The organism is Bartonella propinqua (assembly GCF_047263965.1).
Lineage (GTDB): Bacteria > Pseudomonadota > Alphaproteobacteria > Rhizobiales > Rhizobiaceae > Bartonella.
Window position 1 is genome coordinate 341,036 of sequence record NZ_JBLEBK010000001.1, and the last position, 20,533, is coordinate 361,568.

A 20,533-nucleotide genomic window follows, 5' to 3' on the forward strand; every position below is an offset into this window, starting at 1 on the left:
CTCTTGTCATAGTTCCTTTATTATTTACTAAGTTTATTGCGCATAGACCAGTCCGCTTTTATTTATAGAGAGGCTTTATTCATGAAGATTGCTATTCAGATGGACCATATTTCAACAATTCGAATTCAAAGAGATACTACATTTGCGCTTGCTTTAGCAGCGCAAGAACGTGGACACTCTCTCTTTCATTATACACCAGATCGTTTATCTATGCGCGATGGTTGTGTAATTGCACGATTAGAGCCATTAACGGTATATGATGAGGAAGGGCACCATTATCAATTGGAAAAGCCTGTATGCAAGGAGTTAACAGATATGGATGTGGTTCTTCTACGCCAAGATCCACCCTTCGATCTCAATTATATTACCACAACGCATTTGTTAGAACGGATTCACCCTAAGACATTAGTTGTGAATGATCCAGTATGGGTACGCAACAGTCCAGAAAAAATTTTTGTTACTGAATTTTCTGATTTGATGCCAGAAACATTAATTACGAAAGATATTGAAGAAATAACGGATTTCAGAGCTAAGTTTGGTGATATTATCATTAAACCACTTTACGGCAATGGAGGAGCAGGTGTTTTTTATATAAAACAAGATGACTGCAATTTAACATCACTCTTGGAAATGTTTGCACAAATTTATCGCGAACCTTTTATTGTTCAGCGCTATTTGGATGCAGTGCGAAAAGGGGATAAACGAATTATTTTGCTTGATGGTATGCCAGTTGGAGCAATTAATCGGATTTCAGCAGAAATGGATATTCGCTCCAATATGCATGTTGGAGGTCGCGCAGAAAATACTGATTTAACAGAACGTGATCATGAGATTTGCAAGCGCATTGGTTCAACTTTGAGAGAACGTGGTCTTTTTTTTGTAGGGATTGATGTAATTGGAGATTATATAACAGAAATCAATGTTACATCTCCTACTGGAATTCGTGAAATTAAACACTTTGGTGGTGCGGATATTGCGCATCTTTTCTGGGATGTTATTGAATTTAAACGTTCAAATTAAATTTTTTAAAACAGAGAGCTAAAACACTATTTTATCAGGAAAATAATATTTATATTTGTTATGCTGCAAATGTGAATTAAAATTCAGATGATTATATGGTGTATACCAGAGAGCTGGGTTCACATTCGATGGAGTTTATGAATGAGCAGATTGTTATCAGTTTGCATGGGAATCGTTTTTGTAGCCCTGTTATCAGGGAATGTTAGTAATGCACGTGATCAAATTCGGATTGCGGGTTCATCTACAGTTTTACCTTATCAAAAAATTGTTGCTGAAATATTTGGAGAAATTTACCCTAATTTTAAGATTCCAGTTATCGAATCAGGTGGTTCAGGTGCTGGTATTAAAGAGTTTTGTCGTGGCATTGGAGAAAATACAGTTGACATTGTTAATGCTTCACGAGCAATGAAGTTAAGCGAATTGCAATCTTGTTTTGATGCTGGTGTAAAAGATGTTGAAGAAATACTCATAGGGTATGATGGCATTGTTTTGGCAACAGATATCAATGGTCCTGATTGGCAATTGCAGCCAGTGGATATTTATAAGGCACTTGCTGCTCAGGTTGTTGTGAACGGAAAATTGCAGCCAAATAAAGTTTCTAAGTGGAATGCAGTCAATAGTACTCTTCCTGATTGGACGATAACAGCTTATATTCCTGGAGAAAAGCATGGAACGCGTGAAGTTTTTGAAGAAAAATTACTCGCTGTGGGTTGTAAAGCTAGTGGAGCAGTTGAAGCAATGAAATCTTTGGGGATGAATGATAAGGCGATTAATGCTGCTTGTATTGCTGTACGGAGGGATGGAAAGGCTGTTGACATTGATGGTGACTATTCTGAAACATTTGCACGTCTGACTTCTAATAAAACAGCGATTGGTGTTTTGGGTTTGTCTTTTTATGAAAATAATGCAGATAGGCTAAAAGTTGCAGATATTAATGGTTTTACGCCAACTGTTGAAACGATTTCTAATGGTGAATATCTGGTTGCTCGTCCACTTTTTTTCTATGTCAAAAAAGCGCATTTAGATATTGTTCCAGGTTTGCGGGAATATGTTGATTTCTTTATTTCTGATCAAATGATTGGTTTTAATAGCCCATTGGCTGAATATGGTTTGGTTGTTGCGTCTGAAAAGGAGCGAAAAGCGCAGCGTTCTGCTTTTTCTACTGGTGCCGTGATGACTTTGAAATAATTTTCTAAATTTGCAGTGTAAGAGTTTTCTGTACTGCTTTTTTGTAAAAATTGAAAAACAATATGCACATTTCCTCTATAATTTTTTTGTTATTGATTTTTGGTTTTGTTGGCTTTTGTATTTCTTATATACGGGCTCGCTCTTTTGAATATGCACAATGTAAGATGCATTCTCGTACGTATTATTACGGTTGGTGGACATTTTTGATAACTGTTATTCCAGCTCTTGTTTTTTTAATTTGTTGGGATAGTGGGAGTGCAATTTATTTAGAGTATAGTGCTTCGCGAGAGATTGAAGCGTATATAGCGCACATGACAGAGGTTGTTAATCATGACCTTATTTTGGGGACTATCCGCAGTTTAGCCAAAATTATTCATCGCTTTGAAGGAAATATTGCTACTGCTTCATATGAAGAAGTGCGGGCACAATTATTTACGAAGGGGTTCATTTTACCTAGTGAAGCACCAGATGATGTGTTAAAAATAGCACAGTTATGGTATTTCTCTGCTGCAAAGCTGGAATTTACTGGTCATAGCTTATTTTTTGTAATTGCACTTTGTGGCTTTATCTGTGGGATTATGCAAATTACTCCACGTCAACGTGCGCGCAATAAAGTTGAGTGTTTGATTGTTATTGGGTTGGTTTGTGCATCTATCGTTGCAGTTTTAACGACAGCTGGCATTGCACTCTCTATGTTTTTTCAGACGATGTATTTTTTTCAGTCTGTACCTTTTTCAAATTTCTTTTTTGGAACGGTTTGGGATCCACGCTTTTCAGCTAGCGGTTCAGGAGTGGGGCAATTTGGTTTAATACCGCTCCTTGCTGGTACACTCTATATTGCATTTGTAGCAATGCTTTTTGCTGTTCCTATTGGACTATTTTCAGCTCTTTATATGGCTGAGTATGCTTCTACTCGATTGCGATCAATTATAAAGCCATTATTGGAAGTTCTTGCTGGTATTCCAACCATTGTTTATGGCTTTTTTGCTTTGAAGGTTGTTGGACCATTTTTACGTGATCTTTCTGTTTCTCTTTCTGGTGGGACTGGTTTTGTTATGGCTCAAAGCGTTTTGACAGCTGGGTTTGTGATGGGGATTATGTTGATTCCTTTTGTTTCCTCTTTGTCAGATGATGTGATTACGGCTGTTCCACGTTTTTTGCGCGAAGGGTCTTATGGTTTAGGAGCGACGCAATCTGAAACGATTAAAAAAGTAGTCATACCAGCAGCCCTTCCAGGGATTATAGGTGCGATTTTGTTGACAGCATCACGTGCAATTGGGGAGACAATGATTGTGGTTTTGGCAGCAGGCGTTGCAGCAAATTTAACTTTTAATCCATTTGAAGCGATGACTACGATGACAGTTAAGATTGTTAATCAATTAACGGGTGATTTTGAGTTTAATTCTCCACAAACTCTTGTAGCTTTTGCTTTGGGGATGACACTCTTTATTATAACTCTTTTGATGAATATTCTTGCTCTTTACATCGTGCGTAAATATCGGGAACAATATGAATGAATGAGGCTTATCTTTCGCATCGTCGCAATATTGGTCTTAGACGTAGATATTGGGCTGAACGTCGTTTCCGTGCGTATGGTTTGATTGCTATTTTTATTGGTTTGTTTTTTTTGTTCGCTCTTTTGTGGTCTGTTATCAGTCAAGGGTACACAGCTTTTTTTCAAAGTGAAATGACATTATCGGTTTATTTAGATGAAAAAATCATTGATCCAAATGGACAACGTGAGAAAAATCCACAAGTATTCATAACGGCGAATTATCCACTTCTTGTACGTAATTCTTTAGCAAAAAAGCTGAATTTAGATCAAAGTGATCAGGCATTATTGCGGGATGTTAATCGTATGTTTTCGAGCAATGTACGCGTTCAATTACGTGAAATGGTAACAAAAGATCCAAAATTGATTGGAACAACACAAAAAGTCACAGTCTTAGCGGCTGCGGATATCGATGCTGCCTTTAAGGGGCAGATTGATTTACGTGTTCCAGAAAAAAACCGAAAAGTTTCAGATCGTCAGGTAGAATGGATGAAACATTTGGCTCATGAAGGTACACTTTATAAAACATTCAATTTTGGTTTTTTTACTTTTGGTGCTTCAAGTCGCGCTGAGACTGCTGGATTAGCTGTTGCGATAATTGGTTCTTTTTATATGATGGCTATAGTTTTAGTCATTTCACTGCCAATAGGGATAGCAACGGCTCTTTATCTTGAAGAATATGCTCGCAAAAATAAGTTTACAGATTTTATAGAAGTTAATATCAATAACCTTGCAGCTGTTCCTTCGATTGTTTTTGGTCTTTTAGGGCTTGCTGTTTTTGTTAATTTTTTAGGGTTGCCACGTTCAGCCTCTTTTGTTGGTGGGCTTGTTTTAGCTCTTATGACGCTTCCAACGATTATCATTGCAACGCGTTCTGCTTTGCGCGCTGTTCCTCCCTCTATTCGTGCAGCAGCTTTAGGGTTGGGAGCTTCAAAAACGCAAATGGTATTTCATCATGTTATTCCTTTAGCTGCGCCAGGTATTTTAACTGGTACGATTATTGGTATAGCCCAAGCACTGGGTGAAACTGCACCTTTGCTTTTAATTGGAATGGTTGCTTTTGTTGCGAATATTCCTGTTACACCAATGGATCCAGCAACAGCTTTACCGGTTCAAATTTTTATGTGGGCGGGTGAAGCAGAACGCTCTTTTGTTGAAAAGACATCAGGTGCTATTATTGTGTTGATGACTTTTCTCGTTGCTATGAATATTTTTGCTGTTATTTTACGTCGCCGATTTGAACGACGCCAGTAACTTCGATAAACTTTATGTTCGTAAAGTCAAGGTGAGTTTTGTAATGAAAATTAAAATGCGTGGTCAGGATGTAAAGGTTCTTTATGGAGGCAAAGAAGCTCTCCATGGTATTACTCTTGATATCCCTGAACATCAGGTTACTGCTTTAATTGGTCCTTCTGGTTGCGGAAAGTCAACCTTTTTGCGCTGTTTTAATCGTATGAATGATACGATTGAAGGTGCTAAAATAACAGGTCTTATTACCTTAGATGGGGAAAATATTTACGACTCGCGGATTGATGTTGTAGAGTTGCGTGCGCGTGTTGGGATGGTTTTTCAAAAGCCCAGTCCTTTTCCAAAATCTATTTTTGAAAATGTTGCTTATGGTCCACGTATTCATGGTTTAGTCAAATCGCGTGCTGAGTTGCATGATGTTGTTGAAAAGAGTTTGAGGCAGGCAGGTTTATTTGAAGAAGTAAAAGATCGTCTTCATGAGGCAGGAACAAGCTTGTCAGGAGGACAGCAACAGCGCTTGTGTATTGCTCGTGCTATTGCGGTTAATCCTGAAGTTATTTTAATGGATGAGCCTTGCTCGGCTCTTGATCCAATTGCAACAGCACGTATTGAAGAGCTTATCGACGCATTACGAAAAAATTATACAATCGTCATTGTGACACACTCAATGCAACAGGCAGCACGTGTTTCTCAGTATACAGCCATGTTTCATTTGGGGCATTTGGTAGAGGTTGGTGCAACTGAAATGATCTTCACCTCACCAAAAGAGCAACGTACGCAAGATTATATTACGGGGCGTTTTGGATAAGTGAATTGAGGAATATGATATGTCTATGAACCATACTGTCCATTCTTATGATGTAGAACTAAAATATTTGGAAGCAAAAATTATGGAAATGGGGAATCATGCTGAAAAAATGATTCAACGTTCTGTAGCATCGATTGTGCATAACGATCTTCAGCTTGCGACAACAGTTATTGCCGATGATTTATTTTTGGATAAAGCAGAGCGCGATATTGATGAAAAAGCTATTACGATTATTTGTAAGCGCCAACCGATGGCTGTTGATTTGCGTGAAATTGTTGGTGCTATTCGTATTTCTTCTGATCTTGAGCGGATTGGGGACATGGCTAAAAATATTGCTAAACGTGCGGTTGCTATTTCAGAAGCACGCCAATCCGCAGCCTTTTACTGTGGGCTTGAAACGATCACAGCTTTAGCACTCAATCAGCTAAAGGAAGTATTAAATGCTTATACTAGCCGCTTATTGGATCGTGTTGATGCAGTACGCGAGCGTGATGATAAAATTGATGCTTTGTATACTTCTCTTTTTCGTGAGCTTTTGAGTTATATGATGGAAGATATGCGCAAGATCACGGTTTGTACGCATTTACTTTTTTGTATAAAAAATATTGAACGAATTGGTGATCATGTTACCAATATTGCTGAAATGCTACACTATATTATAACAGGTTACCATATGTCTTATGATCGTCCTCGTGATGATCTTACATATAAGGTTGGAGTAGAAGAAAAGAAAACAAATTAAGGTTTTAGTCTTAGACGTAGAAAATGATTTTGTTATTAAAGATAAAAAACATTGAACGTTTTTTTTCAGTATAAGTGGAGGAGGGTGTAGTATGTGCATTATGGGTAATGGAGAAAAAGCGAAGAGTTTTTTTAATTGATATTACGGATTTTTCGATTCTTAGTGTGAGATGTTTAGGTTTTGGGGTGTATTGTCGTTTACGCTTTGAAGTTAGAAGATAAGATTCTTTTTTATTATTGTGTTAAAATTTGTTATAAAAAATGCTCATTTAGGTCGCTTCAATATGAGTGCAGAGAGTTTTAATACCTCATTGTCGGTATTAAATGAATGGTATGGCTGCATACTGTTTTGAGGGCGGGGTGATATTTCAATTATATCTTGGATCTAGCCGAAATTTTTTTATCTATATTCTAAATCATTTTTCTCGTATGCATCATTGTTGGATAATGTTCATAAATATTATTTTTTGAAAACAGCAATGCGAAGATTTTTATTTTGATATTCATAGACAGCGATGAGTAATGGCAAACTTAATTTGTACAGCTTATGAAATGATCTATGCTTTGAATTAAGAATTTTTTATTTTTTTCATTACTGCCTGTATTAAAAGTTTACTAAGTAGTAATAATTGGCTGTATATTTTCAGGATGTATTTAAAAATTACTTAGATTTTGAACTTTCAAAGACATAGGAATGTATTGTACACGATGAAAAAAAATTGTTGGACTGTTTTTGTTATCTGTTGCATGGCACCGTTGGTTATTGTGGGTTGTGCTTCAAATCGTGTTGGTTTTGGGAAAGTTAATAATAATAAAAAAACGAAAACAGTGGTGTATCCACTGACAGAGCGCCAATGCCTTATGCGAGCAATGTATTTTGAGTCGAATCGTACAAGTCGTGAAGGGATGATTGCAGTTGGAACTGTTGTGATGAATCGTGTCAATTCAACCGCCTACCCAAAAACAATTTGTGGTGTTGTTGGTCAGTACAAGCAATTTGCTCCTGGTGTTTTAACGCGTCCTATGACTGAGCCGGCATCTGTTGCTCGTGTTAAAGAGGCTGCTGATGCTGTTTTACGCGGCGAACGGGATAAGAAAGTGAAAGATGCTATGTTTTTTCATACTGCTGGTTTATCTTTTCCTTATAAAAACATGCACTATGTTCGTGTTGCAGGGGGAAATGCTTTTTATGAAAGACGCGCGCGTGATGGATCGCGTCAAGTCCCTGCTAATAATCGCCCCTATGATGTTGCTTTTGCTTTTGCTCAAGAACGTGCTGGCAATGCGCCGATTTTCATGGATGCGAGCTTAGAAAGTAAGGGAATAAAAGCAGAAGAAAAGAAAAATACGTCTCTTGCGATAGATGTAGCACAGGCAAAAAAAGTACAAAAAGAACCTTTTGTTGTTGCGCAACTTGACAAAGTTCCTATTCCTATAAATGCGCCTTATAGCACCAATCGAAAAGTAGAAAGCAAATCAGTTATGGCATATGCTGTGCTCTCATCAGATCAGTTAAATGCAGTTGTTGCAATGTTAGAAGAACGGTATAGAAGTCGATAATTCTTTCATAATCCAAGAAAGGGATATTGGTAATGTATCTTGATATCCATGATGCGATTTCATCTGAAATGCTTAATCGTCTCGCAGAAGTTGCGGTGAAAGTGGGACTCAATTTACAAAAGGGGCAGGATCTTGTTCTAACTGCTCCAGTCGTGGCATTACCGTTGGTTCGGCGTATTGCATATCATGCCTATAAGGCTGGTGCTGGTGTAGTTACACCACTTTTAAATGATGATGTATTGTCGCTTACACGCTTTGAAAATGCATGTACTGCCAGTTTTGATTGTGCACCGTTTTGGCTTTATGAAGGAATGGCGAAAGCTTTTGAAAATGGAGCTGCACGTTTAGCTATCGTTGGTGATGATCCTTTGCTGCTTTCCAATCAAGATTTAAATAAAGTTGCGCGTTTAAATAAGGCTACTTCAATGGCGTATCAGCCTGCCCTTAAAAAAATATCGAATTTTGCCATAAATTGGTCGATTGTTGCTTATCCAACAGCAGGATGGGCTGCAGCTGTATTTCCTTCTTTACCTCTTCATGAGGCGATTAAGAAGTTAGCTGATACAATTTTTGCTGCTTCACGTGTTACAGAAGATGATCCAGTGTGTGCGTGGAGTGTACATAATGCAACTTTGAAGCAACAATCGTCTTGGCTTAATGAGCAGCGTTTTGCTGCTTTGCATTTTACAGGGACAGGGACTGATTTGATGGTTGGTTTGGCAGATGATCATGAATGGCATGGTGGTGCGTCAGCTGCTCAAAATGGTGTTATTTGCAATCCTAATATTCCAACAGAGGAAGTGTTCACTACTCCTCATGCTTATAAGGTTGAAGGTTTTGTTCGTTCGACAAAACCACTTTCCCATCAAGGAGCACTGATTAATAATATTGAGGTGCGTTTTGAAGCGGGACGTATTGTTGATGCACGCGCTTCGACAGGTCAGGAAATTTTGCAACAGATTTTACAAACTGATGAGGGTGCAAGCCGGTTGGGTGAAGTTGCTCTTGTTCCACATTCTTCACCGATTTCTAAGAGCAACCTCCTTTTTTATAATACATTATTTGATGAAAATGCTGCATGCCATATTGCTTTAGGGCAATGTTATTCCAAGTGCTTTTTAGATGGGGCATCGTTAACAGCAGAGGAGATTGCAGCGCGTGGTGGTAATAAAAGTGTGATTCATATTGATTGGATGATTGGATCAGGTGAGACTAACATAGATGGTATTACGCGGGATGGCATGAGAGTTCCTGTGTTTCGCCAAGGTGAGTGGGCTTAATATTGTGGTATTTTAAACAGTATATTGTTTGTAAATGCTTAGTCATTTGGAAGGTAGATGCCTGAGCTTCCTGAAGTAGAAACAGTTCGTTGTGGACTTGATCCGGTATTGACTGGCGCAAGGATTGTATCTGTCACACTTAATCGTCAAAATTTGCGGTTTCCTTTTCCAGAAGCCTTTTCTGAACGGCTTGTGGGAAGAGTGATCTTAGAATTAGGTCGGCGCGCGAAATATTTATTGTTTCATCTTTCACAAGATGAAACAATTTTAAGCCATTTAGGCATGTCAGGATCGTGGCGTATAGAGGATAGAATTTTAGGCAAAGAATCTTTTTTTATGGGCAAATTGGTGGCGCATGATCACTGTATAATGGATGTTCAGGCAAAGAACGGTAAAGTTTATCGTCTCATTTATAATGATTCTCGTCGTTTTGGTTTTATGCTTTTAGTGGGAACAAAAGAGCTTTATGAGCATCCACTTTTAAAGAAGCTAGGGCCTGAGCCTATGAGTAATGTGTTTTCTGGTAGTTATTTACAAAAGGCTTTTTTAAATAAGAAAATATCTCTTAAAGGAGTTTTGCTTGATCAGTCTATTGTTTCAGGTCTTGGAAATATTTATGTTTGCGAGGCACTTTGGCGTAGTCGCTTATCCCCACAGCGCGGCGCATTTACATTGGCACTGAAAACTGTACGTGCACGTGAATTTGCAGATTCTTTAGCACAAAATATACGCGATGTTATTGCTGAAGCAATTTTGTCTGGTGGGTCTTCTTTACGTGATTATATGCATGTTGATGGCTCACTTGGTTATTTTCAACACGCTTTTTCGGTTTATGGACGTGAAGGAAAAGAGTGTTTGCAATGTAGAACGCCTATTGTGCGTATTTTGCAGTCAGGACGTTCGAGTTTTTACTGCCCACAGTGTCAAAAATGAATAAGGTGTCTTGCAAAATTTAATAAGAGGCTTAAAGTCATGTTTGCGATTGCGCGAGGCTTGAGAGGTTTTTATGTTGAATAAAGTACTGACACATCTTGATGAAAATATAGAAAAGAGCCTTGAGCGTCTTTTTTCGCTTTTACGTTTTCCATCAATCTCTACAGATCCATCCTATAAGAATGTATGTCGTAAAACAGCTGATTGGTTAGTGGAGGATTTAAAAAGCATTGGCTTTGATGCTTCACGTCGCGATACACTTGGTCATCCAATGGTTGTTGGTCATCATCCTGGGCCTTGGGAAAATTGTTTGCATGTGCTTTTTTATGGACACTATGATGTTCAACCTGTTGATCCGCTGGATTTATGGGAAGATGATCCATTTAAGCCTTCTTTAAAAAAGCGAGGAAAAGAGAAGGTTATTTGTGCCCGTGGTGCTTCAGATGATAAAGGTCAGCTTATGACTTTTATTGAAGCATGTCGTGCTTTTAAGCAGGAGACAGGACAGCTTCCTGTTAAAGTTACCATTTTATTTGAAGGTGAAGAAGAAAGTGGTTCTCCTTCGCTGATTCCTTTTTTGAAAGAAAATATTGATGAGCTGAAGGCTGATTGTGCATTGGTTTGTGATACATCAATGTGGGATGCGAATACACCATCGGTTGCGGTTGGTTTGCGGGGAATGTTAGGAGAAGAGATCATTGTTACGGCAGCTAATTGTGATTTGCATTCTGGGTCTTTTGGAGGTGCAGCAGCCAATCCTATCCGTATTTTAACCAAAATTTTAGCAGAGCTTCACGATGAAAATGGTCGCGTAACACTTTCTGGCTTTTATGATGGTGTGGAAGAAACACTGCCGCATATTTTGCAATCATGGAATAAGCTTGAGTGTAATGCTGAGACATTTTTAGGTCCCGTAGGCCTTTCCATTCCTACAGGTGAAAAAGGACGGAGTATTTTGGAACAAATATGGGCTCGCCCTACGGCAGAAATTAATGGCATTAGTGGTGGCTATGAAGGTGAAGGGTTTAAAACAGTTATTGCTTCAAAAGCAAGTGCAAAAGTTTCTTTTCGTTTGGTGCATAAGCAAGATCCAGAAAAAATACGTCAAACTTTTCGCAGCTATGTGCGCAGTTTTATTCCTGCTGACTGTACAGTCACATTTAAAGAACATGGTGCTTCTCCAGCGATTCAGCTTCCTTATGATTCACCTTTTATTAAAGCAGCGAAGGATGCTTTATCGCAAGAGTGGGGCAATCCGGCTTTATTAACTGCTATGGGGGGATCGATTCCAGTTGTTGGGGACTTTCAGTCAATTCTTGATATGGAAACCGTTTTGGTTGGATTCGCACTCGATGATGATCGTATTCATTCGCCTAATGAAAAATATAATCTAAAATCATTTCATAAAGGGCAGCGGTCTTGGGCGCGCATCCTTACAACTTTAGCAAAAATAGGAGTATAGATGACAAAGATTCGTGTTCATCAAGGTGATTTACCAAACTTAGATAATTATAAAGTTGATGCTGTTGCAGTTGATACTGAAACTTTAGGGCTACAACCGCACCGTGATCGTTTGTGTGTTGTTCAGCTTTCTTCTGGAGACGGTACTGCTGACGTTATACAGATTGCTAAGGGACAAAAGAGTGCTCCTAATTTGGTTAAATTGCTTGAAGATAAGGCGATTACTAAAATATTTCATTTTGGACGTTTTGATCTTGCTATTTTAGCGCATACATTTGGTATTATGCCAGATGTCGTTTTTTGTACAAAGATTGCCTCAAAACTCACTCGTACCTATACAGATCGTCATGGACTGAAGGAAATTTGTAGTGAATTATTAAATGTAAATATTTCTAAACAACAACAATCTTCTGATTGGGCAGCAGAAACTTTGTCGTCTGCACAAATTGAATATGCAGCATCAGATGTTTTATATTTGCATCGTTTAAAAAGTATATTTGAAGAACGCTTAAGGCGTGAAGAGCGCGAAAATGTTGCAAAAGCATGTTTTCAATTTTTGCCTATGAGGGCAAAGCTCGATCTTTTGGGATGGCCAGAGATTGATATTTTTGCACATAGCTGAGTTCAAAAAAACACCTTTTAACCGATAATAGGAAAAATTATCGAAGCAACAAAGTAAAATTTTCGTGGAATAGGTGCTGTTTAATTTGAGTATTGCACAATGAAAGTATCGGTGAGCATGTGCTCTCTGATGTTTGTAACTGTTTTTAAGGGTTGAGCGAAAAAGACAAGCAATTTTATAAAAGGATGGCAGAAGATAGACATGGGTGAATGCTGTATAAAATATTTGGCATACAGATTCTGCTGAAATCGCGTTGGACAGTGCACGATGAAATGTTTCTGCTAAAGAAAGTGCGCGGGCATAGATTTGTAGAGTGGGTTTAGTATCTGATTCTCAGAGTGTATTTATTTGTTACAAAATCAATGATTTTTGTGTTAGCGTAACCTAACAATTTTGCTTACTTTGAAATAAGAGTGCTGCAAAGCTCTATTTTTATAGGGATTTTTTTTAAATTTATAAATATATTATTTTTCTCCTATAGAAGCTTGAGGTAATCCTCCTATGTAAAATACATAATGTATTTTAATATGGAGATAGGTTTATGAATATAAAATCTTTTTTTATTACAACTTCTGCTTTTGCTTCACTTTTTTTGGCTCAGGGAGCTGGTCTTATAATTACTCAAAAGTTAATGCGAACCACTTCTTCTGTTATTCCTTCTAAAGATTTTCTTTTTACTGAAAAGGTGAGCGGTTCTTGGGGAAGAATTGTTCGAGAGAAATTTTCTTATACTGATAATAACAAATGGATAAAAGCCCCTAAGTCAGTGTCTGTATCGTTTCCAACTGGAAGGAGAACAGGATCTGGGTTGTGGGGAAGGAGAAAATGGCCAAGGTTTTCTCGTGGTCCGATAAGTTTTTAGCGAGCAAAGAAGCAGCGTTAAGGAGGGTGTCTTTCCTTTCGGCTATGGGTAAAGTCGGAAGGAGGGATTGTTTTGAGAGCTTGGGAATGCGGAAGTGTTATAATGGCGTGTGCTTTGTCGGGGTGGGGATTTTAGAGTGATTAGTGGCGATGTTGCTCATATAAGAGATGAGAGCCAAATTCAGGTAAAGAGGTGAACGTGAGGGGGGGATTATGGGTTTCGTAGGTTTACGGGGGTGATCTATCAAGTTTAATTTGTTGTAGATTATAAATTTTTACAAGACTATTTTAAAAAATTTTACTGTTTTTTCTGGATTTGTGTTTTGCGCAAAATAAAGAGGTGAGCTGTTTTTTGTGCGTTAGCACAGGTTCTTTCGAGGAAGGTGGAAGTCAGAGTAGTGATTTTTTAAGTAAGTTTGTGCTGAAGGTTGGGGAGAGCGTTTTTTCACTTTTTAAGAGATTCTGTCTAAGTTTTTCTGTAATATAATCTTAACATTGACGCTATCTTAGTAGAGCATAAGAAGACAAATAGATAATTTAAGCAGTAATTGCACAAAATTGAGCAAATTCTCTAAAGCAAATTTGTTAAAAAGAAGCATAAATTAAGATTGTACTTCAAAAATGATTAGTTCACTGTACAAGCTTTATCAGCTTCATTTAAAAAAGTGAGTGGATAGTGCCTAAATATTACGGTTTTTGCCAGTCATGTTTCATTTTACTATTGTTAGGGTCACTTATGTATAAATCTTATGTACAATAAAGGCTTTCCTTTTTGGTGTGATGAGACATAAGGCAGTTTAACTTAGCGTATCTGACAATTAAATCTAAAGTGCTGTTCATTTATACTTCTGGTTCTTATGTTGCATTTTGCAATGGTTAGCAGTGCTTTGCGATGATCAGCGGCACTATTTTACATGGAAAGTACTATTAGTCTAAATTTTGATGAAAAATCATAAAGAACAAAGTTGAATTTTATGAAAAGGTCGATGGTTTTTACGTGAGTTGTATCTTACAAATATCTTATTGTTACAGGTAAATTACTAAGAAATTGTGGTGTAATAGTTTTGAGAGAACGTGTGTTTTCTTATAAGTGTATCATTTTTACTACAGATATCTGTAGTTGTGGCTCTATATGAGATTGCGTGTTCAAATATCAGCTATGGAGAGAAATTATGAATATGAAATGGTTAATAACAGCTTCTGCTTTTGCTTTAGTTTCAGCTTCTGCAGCGCAGGCAGCGGATGTTATTGTCCCTCGTGATCCTGCACCAATTGCGCCAGTTATTGTTGCCCCTGCTTTTTCTTGGACAGGTTTTTATCTTGGTGGGCAGATTGGTAGTTTTTCTAGCAAAACGAAAATGGATATTTTTAGTCAAGGGAAATGGATTCCTGCGAATAAAGATCTTTTGCCTAAGCTCTCAGGTTTTATGGGTGGCTTTTATGCGGGCTCCAATGTTGATCTCGGCAATGGTCTTGTTTTGGGTGTTGATACAGATATTGTTTGGTCTGATAAAAGTGACACTAAGGTGGGAAGAGCATACAATATTGGTGAAGATGATATACCATATATTGAGAGAGTATTGACAGAAGCGGGAATTCAGATAAACGATAAAGATGGTATCCAAAAGGATGATAAGCGTGCTAGTAGCTTCACTTTTAAAGAAAAGTGGGCTGGTGCTACACGCGTGCGTGTTGGGTTTGCTGCTAATCGCATTATGCCATACATTGCTGGTGGTATTGCCTATACACAGCTTCAAGATATTGCATCGATATCAGTAACAGAAAAGGATACAGGTAAAGTAATTGCTTCTGGTAACCTATCGGATGAGAAAAAGTCATTGGTTGGTTATACCCTTGGTGCTGGTGTTGATTTCTCAATGACCAATCATGTTATTGTACGTGCGGAATATCGTTACTCAGATTTCGGTAAAAAGAAATTTGCAAAGGATAAAAACGACGTTTCTTACAAAACCAATGATTTTCGTGTTGGTGTAGCTTATAAATTTTAATTTTTCCAAAGCTAAACTTTTAAAGAGGCTCTGTCTTTGGCAGAGCCTTTGTTTGTCCTAATTATTGGTTTTCACCAAACGAAAGCTCTCAAATCAATATTAAAGGAATTAAAATTGCGTCAAAATTAAGACAATAACAATTTTTGTTCTTAAAAGAGCATTTATTTTGATATATGTGGTATTTTTATCACAGATTTTTTTGTGTAATTATGTATCATTGTGTCATAATTAATTTAGGAGCAAAATTCATGAATATAAAATGTTTAGTCGCGACTTCTGTTATTGCTTTAGCTTCAGCCTCTGCTGTGCAAGCTGCAGATGTTATGATGCCTAGAGAAGCACAATCAGTTGTCACATTTACCCCCACTTTTTCTTGGACAGGTTTTTACCTTGGTGGGCAGATTGGTAATTTTTCAAGCAAAAATGATGTACATAAAAGGAATGTAACAGACGCTCTCAAGAAAGAGTTTACACCTAAACCTTCAGGTTTCATGGGCGGCATTTATGCAGGTAGCAATGTAGATCTTGGAAATGGTTTTATTTTTGGGGTTGAAACGGATGCAGTTTGGGCTGATCGTGAAGATACAAAAAATGTCGACTCATGGACTTTGGCTAGCGCTGCAGAGGCAAATAAGCTTAAGCAAGATTTTGAAAATGCTAAGGTTACATTCGATGATGATCAAGCGGCATTATTTGTGGCGGACAGTACAGTGGCAGATGATCTGACTTTGAGAGAAAAATGGTCTGGTGCTACGCGAGTACGTCTTGGTTTTGCAGTTGCTGATCGTTTTATGCCTTATGTTGCTGGTGGTGTTGCCTATACACAGTTGCGGGGTATCAATCACGTTACGGTAACTGAAAAGGACAAAAAAGCTAATGATAAATCTACAAGCGTCTCTGGTGATTTATTTGATAAAACAAAGATGACGGTTGGTTACACCCTTGGTGCTGGTTTTGATTTTGCAATGGTTGATAATGTTATCTTGCGTGCGGAATACCGTTACTCAGATTTCGGTAAAATGAAATTCGCAAAGGATCAATATGAAGTTGGTTACAAAACCAATGATTTCCGTGTTGGTGTAGCTTACAAATTCTAATTTGTCGAACAATTAAGTTGTTAAGAAGGCTCTGTCAAAGACAGAGCCTTTGTTGTTTTTTTTGTGGTTAAAACATTTTTATGTATACCATCACTCAGTGTCATCTCAGGTGTTAATGAAAAGGGATATATACAGAATAAATTTGAGTTTGAGTAATGTAGAAGAATCGGAAATTTTAAAATTATGGTAAAATTAAGGATATGAAAACTTCTTTGCTCAATAAAACGCTTATTTTTAAGCTCGTATCATTTTTATCACAGTTTTTTTGTGTGAGTTGTGTATCATTGCACTATATTAATGAGGAGCAAATTTTATGAATAGAAAATCTTTAGTAACAACTGCTGTTATTGCTTTAATTTCAGTTTCTGTGGTGCAGGCTGCAGATGTTACGACATATAGAGACATTACGACACGCAGAGATATTACGAGATATAGAGAAGCACCACCCCTTGCCACCTTTACTCCTAGATTTTCTTGGGGGGGCTCTTATCTTGGTGGTCAGGTTGGTAATTTTTTAAGTAAAATTAATATGAATGAGGGGCTCAGGGATGTTAAGAAAAGTGCGACACCTAAGCTTTCAGGTTTTATGGGTGGTATTTATGCGGGTTCCAATGTAGATCTTAAAAACGGTTTTGTTTTTGGGGTTGAAACAGATGCAGTTTGGGCTAATCGAGAAGATACAAAACAAATTGCTACAGATGTTTCACTGAGTGCAGGTGCAGCGGCTAGTCTTAAGCAAGATTTTGTAAATGCTAAAATTACTGATAATGTAGATAATGTAGTTAAAGAAAATAGCACGAGAACGGATGATTTGACTTTGAGAGAAAAGTGGTCTGGTGCTACGCGGATACGTTTTGGTTTTGTAACTGCTGATCGTTTTATGCCTTACGTTGCAGGTGGTATTGCCTATACGCAGTTACGTGGTATCGATATAGTTTCGGTAAAGGAATCTGGAACCTCAGGTACTCCAAAAGCAGTTTCTGGTAAGGTATTTAATGAAACAAAGATGATGGTTGGTTATACCGTTGGTGCTGGTGTTGACTTCGCAATGATTGATAATATCATTATGCGTGCAGAATATCGCTATTCTGATTTTGGTACAAAGAAATTTTTAAATGAGCAATATGACACTTCCTACAAGACCAATGATTTCCGTGTTGGTGTAGCTTACAAATTCTAATTTGTTGCACAATTAAGTTATTAAGGGGCTCTGTCTTTGGCAGAGCCTTTAATTTATTCAAAAACACGTAAAAGAGATTAAACTTTCTCTGAATTATGGTAAAATTAAGTTAATCAATATTCTATTTTAATGAAACTTTTTATTTTTACGTATGTGTTATTTTTATCACAGATTTTTTTGTGTAATTGTATATTATTGTGCCATAATTAATAGGAGCAAAATTTATGAATATAAAATGTTTAGTCGCGACTTCTGTTATTGCTTTGGTTTCAGCTTCTGCTGTGCAAGCTGCAGATATTATGATGCCTAGAGAAGTGCCATCAGCTGTCACTTTTACCCCTACATTTTCTTGGACAGGTTTTTATCTTGGTGGTCAGCTTGGTAATTTCTCCAGTAAGGTAAATATCAGTGAAGGGGAAGATAAGCTCAATAAAGATATAACACCTAAGCCTTCAGGTTTCATGGGTGGTATTTATGCAGGTTCCAATGTCCATCTTGGAAAGCGTCTTATTTTAGGGGTTGAGACGGATGCAGTTTGGGCTGATCGTGAAGACACAAAACAAACTGGTTCAGCAACCTTTGATAATGAGGCTTGGGCTGATGATCTTGGTGAGCAATTTGCAGATGCGGGTGCTAGTGTGCCTGTTAAGGATAAATTTGCGATAGGTGACAAAGTAGTAAGCGATTTAACTTTAAGAGAAAAGTGGTCTGGTGCTACGCGGGTACGTCTTGGTTTTGCAGTTTCTGAACGTTTTATGCCTTTTGTTGCTGGTGGTATTGCTTATGCACAGATGCGGCTTATAAATACGACTTCTGTAACAAAAGTAAAGAGTGATGATACAGATAAAACTCCAGATAAAACTCTAGATCAAACTCCAAGAACTCGAATGGTTCGAGCAGGCAATAGCACTACATTAGGTGCGACATATTCTGCCAACCTATTCGATACAACTAATACAATGGTTGGTTATACCCTTGGTGCTGGTTTTGATTTTGCGATGACTGATAATGTTATCTTGCGTGCAGAATACCGTTATTCGGATTTTGGTAAGAAGAAATTTTTAGATGACTTTGAATCTAAAATTGCTTACAAAACTAACGATTTTCGTGTTGGTGTAGCTTACAAATTCTAATTTTTTAGAAAAATTTAATTATTAAGAGGCTCTGTCTTTAACGGAGCCTTTATTTTTTTGTGATTGTGTCATTTTTACTACAGATATTTCAAATAGGATGGCTTATAAAAACCTCCTTTTGGATATTTGGAGATGGATTATGAATACAAAACGTTTAGTAACGGCATCCGTTTTTGCTTTGATTTCAGCTTCTGCAGCACAAGCGGCTGATGTAGTGATTCCTCATCAACCAGCACCTGCTGTTCCCTCAACTATTGTGGCGCCTACTTTTACATGGACAGGCTTTTATTTTGGTGGTCAAGTTGGTGGTTTTTCGAGTAAAACTGATATGGATATTCTTGGTGAGGACCAAGATGCGCTGCTGAATAAAGAGTTGGCACCTAAGCTTTCAGGTTTTGTTGGTGGTTTTTATGCAGGTTCTAATATTGATCTCGGAGATAATTTTGTTTTTGGTATTGATACGGATTTAATGTTATCTGGGCGAAAGCACACAAAAACGATCACGTTAGACACATTTGATGATGATGCGGTAGAAAATGCAGTAAGAAGAGCTCGTAGATCAACAACAACACCAACAACAACATCAGCGGCAACACCAACACCAACGGCGACATTAGCACCAGCGGCGGCATTAGCAGCAACGACGACATTAGCACCAGAAAAAGGAACAACAGTAACAACACCAGAAGTAAAGTCGGAAAAAAAGACAACAGAAGCAGCACCATCAGCGCCGTCAATTCCAGCAGCAAAAGTAGTGAAAGCAGAAGCAAGATCAGCAGGAGAAGTAACAAAGCCAGCAGATGTATCACCAAGATCAGTGGAGACGCCAGCAAAATCAGCTGAAGTACCAGCAAAATCAGAAAGAACGCCGCCAGTATTAGGAAGATCAGCTACAGTAGGAGCTCAACAGAATGGAAAACCAGCAGCGGGAGCGTCGCAAGTTGCTGGTAATAGTGGTGCTGGGCACTCTCACGGACATCACGGGGCTGGTGGACATAATGCACACGGTGGACATGGTTCACATGGTGGATACGGTGGTGCGCATGGTTCTGCTAGTTCGCATACTGCCCCTAGTGTAGGTGGGAAAGTAGCTAATCCATATGCACCTCATGCTGCTGGAGCAGGGCATAATGCACAAAAAGCTGCAGATGGAAACAATAAATACAATGTAGAGCAAGTTAGAAATATGGTTTCTTCCTTTGATATTAACCAAGGAGAGGGTATAGGAACTTTTAGTCATACTTTAAAACAACAGTGGTTTGGAGCTACACGGTTACGTATCGGTTTTGCTGCTGATCGCATCATGCCCTATGTTGCTGGTGGTGTTGCTTATACGCAGCTTCAAGATATCGTATCAGTCTCATTTAAGGATACAGATGGAAAAGTAATTTTTTCTAAAAACCTAACAGATGAAACGAAGACGATGGTTGGCTATACTGTTGGTGGAGGTGTTGATTTTGCAATGACTGACAACATCTTGGTACGTGCAGAATACCGTTACTCGGATTTTGGTAAAAAGAAATTTGCAAAAGAAAAATTTGAAATTAACTTTAAAACCAATGATTTCCGTGTTGGTGTCGCTTATAAATTTTAATTTGTTATATAAGCTTTAAGTTACTAAGAGGCTCTGCAATGGTGGGGCCTTTATTTTTTAAGAAGATCATTTTGATGTTTCCTTTTTTTATTGTTTCATGATAAGTCCCATAAAGTATGGATAATATATCTCCTTGAACGTTGCCTGATATGAATGATTGGTGCGGTTTTCTGCAGATCAAAAAACTAAAGTTGTGAGGTTTAAGGGAATTATGCAAAAGTAAGATCGTAAAAGTGGACAGGAATA

Annotated in this window: 17 protein-coding genes; all 17 read left to right on the forward strand. The window is 37.9% G+C overall.

Annotated elements, in window-relative coordinates; translation table 11 throughout:
* Positions 1-81 precede the first annotated feature (81 nt).
* The gene (gene gshB, locus ACMFKV_RS01400; RefSeq protein WP_413154296.1) at positions 82-1,020 is read left to right on the forward strand and encodes a glutathione synthase; all 939 of its coding nucleotides are present in this window, start codon (positions 82-84) and stop codon (positions 1,018-1,020) included.
* 141 nt (positions 1,021-1,161) lie between these two features.
* A complete protein-coding gene (locus ACMFKV_RS01405; RefSeq protein WP_413154298.1) occupies positions 1,162-2,208 on the forward strand; it encodes a PstS family phosphate ABC transporter substrate-binding protein in 1,047 nt (348 codons plus the stop codon).
* Positions 2,209-2,270: 62 nt separating this feature from the next.
* Complete coding sequence (gene pstC, locus ACMFKV_RS01410; protein WP_413154300.1) at positions 2,271-3,725, forward strand: phosphate ABC transporter permease subunit PstC; 1,455 nt, start codon at positions 2,271-2,273, stop codon at positions 3,723-3,725.
* On the forward strand, positions 3,722-5,014 hold the full coding sequence (gene pstA / locus ACMFKV_RS01415) for a phosphate ABC transporter permease PstA (protein WP_413154301.1): 1,293 nt from the start codon (positions 3,722-3,724) through the stop codon (positions 5,012-5,014). Before pstC ends, pstA begins: the two co-directional genes overlap by 4 nt.
* Positions 5,015-5,057: 43 nt before the next feature.
* The gene (gene pstB / locus ACMFKV_RS01420) at positions 5,058-5,816 is read left to right on the forward strand and encodes a phosphate ABC transporter ATP-binding protein PstB (protein WP_336287743.1); all 759 of its coding nucleotides are present in this window, start codon (positions 5,058-5,060) and stop codon (positions 5,814-5,816) included.
* Positions 5,817-5,835: 19 nt separating this feature from the next.
* Entirely contained in the window at positions 5,836-6,558 is a 723-nt protein-coding gene (phoU, locus tag ACMFKV_RS01425) for a phosphate signaling complex protein PhoU (RefSeq protein ID WP_336287744.1), read from the forward strand.
* Between the two features lie 707 nt (positions 6,559-7,265).
* Complete coding sequence (locus tag ACMFKV_RS01430) at positions 7,266-8,117, forward strand: cell wall hydrolase (protein ID WP_413154302.1); 852 nt, start codon at positions 7,266-7,268, stop codon at positions 8,115-8,117.
* Between the two features lie 32 nt (positions 8,118-8,149).
* Positions 8,150-9,397, forward strand: coding sequence for an aminopeptidase (locus ACMFKV_RS01435; protein ID WP_413154303.1), 1,248 nt, complete (start codon positions 8,150-8,152; stop codon positions 9,395-9,397).
* A gap of 57 nt (positions 9,398-9,454) precedes the next feature.
* Positions 9,455-10,330, forward strand: a complete 876-nt coding sequence (gene mutM, locus ACMFKV_RS01440; protein ID WP_413154304.1) for a bifunctional DNA-formamidopyrimidine glycosylase/DNA-(apurinic or apyrimidinic site) lyase — start codon at positions 9,455-9,457, stop codon at positions 10,328-10,330.
* A gap of 73 nt (positions 10,331-10,403) precedes the next feature.
* Complete coding sequence (locus tag ACMFKV_RS01445; RefSeq protein WP_413154305.1) at positions 10,404-11,792, forward strand: dipeptidase; 1,389 nt, start codon at positions 10,404-10,406, stop codon at positions 11,790-11,792.
* Positions 11,793-12,413, forward strand: a complete 621-nt coding sequence (locus tag ACMFKV_RS01450; protein ID WP_413154306.1) for a ribonuclease D — start codon at positions 11,793-11,795, stop codon at positions 12,411-12,413.
* Positions 12,414-12,954: 541 nt separating this feature from the next.
* Positions 12,955-13,275, forward strand: coding sequence for a hypothetical protein (locus tag ACMFKV_RS01455; protein WP_413154307.1), 321 nt, complete (start codon positions 12,955-12,957; stop codon positions 13,273-13,275).
* Positions 13,276-14,446: 1,171 nt separating this feature from the next.
* Positions 14,447-15,283, forward strand: a complete 837-nt coding sequence (locus ACMFKV_RS01460; RefSeq protein WP_413154308.1) for an outer membrane protein — start codon at positions 14,447-14,449, stop codon at positions 15,281-15,283.
* Positions 15,284-15,531: 248 nt separating this feature from the next.
* Positions 15,532-16,380 carry an outer membrane protein gene (locus ACMFKV_RS01465; RefSeq protein WP_413154310.1) on the forward strand — a complete coding sequence of 283 codons (849 nt, stop codon included), beginning with the start codon at positions 15,532-15,534 and terminating at the stop codon, positions 16,378-16,380.
* A 313-nt stretch (positions 16,381-16,693) separates the two neighbouring features.
* Entirely contained in the window at positions 16,694-17,560 is an 867-nt protein-coding gene (locus ACMFKV_RS01470) for an outer membrane protein (protein ID WP_336287753.1), read from the forward strand.
* A gap of 224 nt (positions 17,561-17,784) precedes the next feature.
* Entirely contained in the window at positions 17,785-18,693 is a 909-nt protein-coding gene (locus ACMFKV_RS01475; protein ID WP_413154311.1) for an outer membrane protein, read from the forward strand.
* 139 nt (positions 18,694-18,832) lie between these two features.
* Positions 18,833-20,287: an outer membrane protein gene (locus ACMFKV_RS01480; protein ID WP_413154313.1), complete on the forward strand. Its 1,455-nt coding sequence runs from the start codon at positions 18,833-18,835 to the stop codon at positions 20,285-20,287.
* Positions 20,288-20,533: the final 246 nt, after the last annotated feature.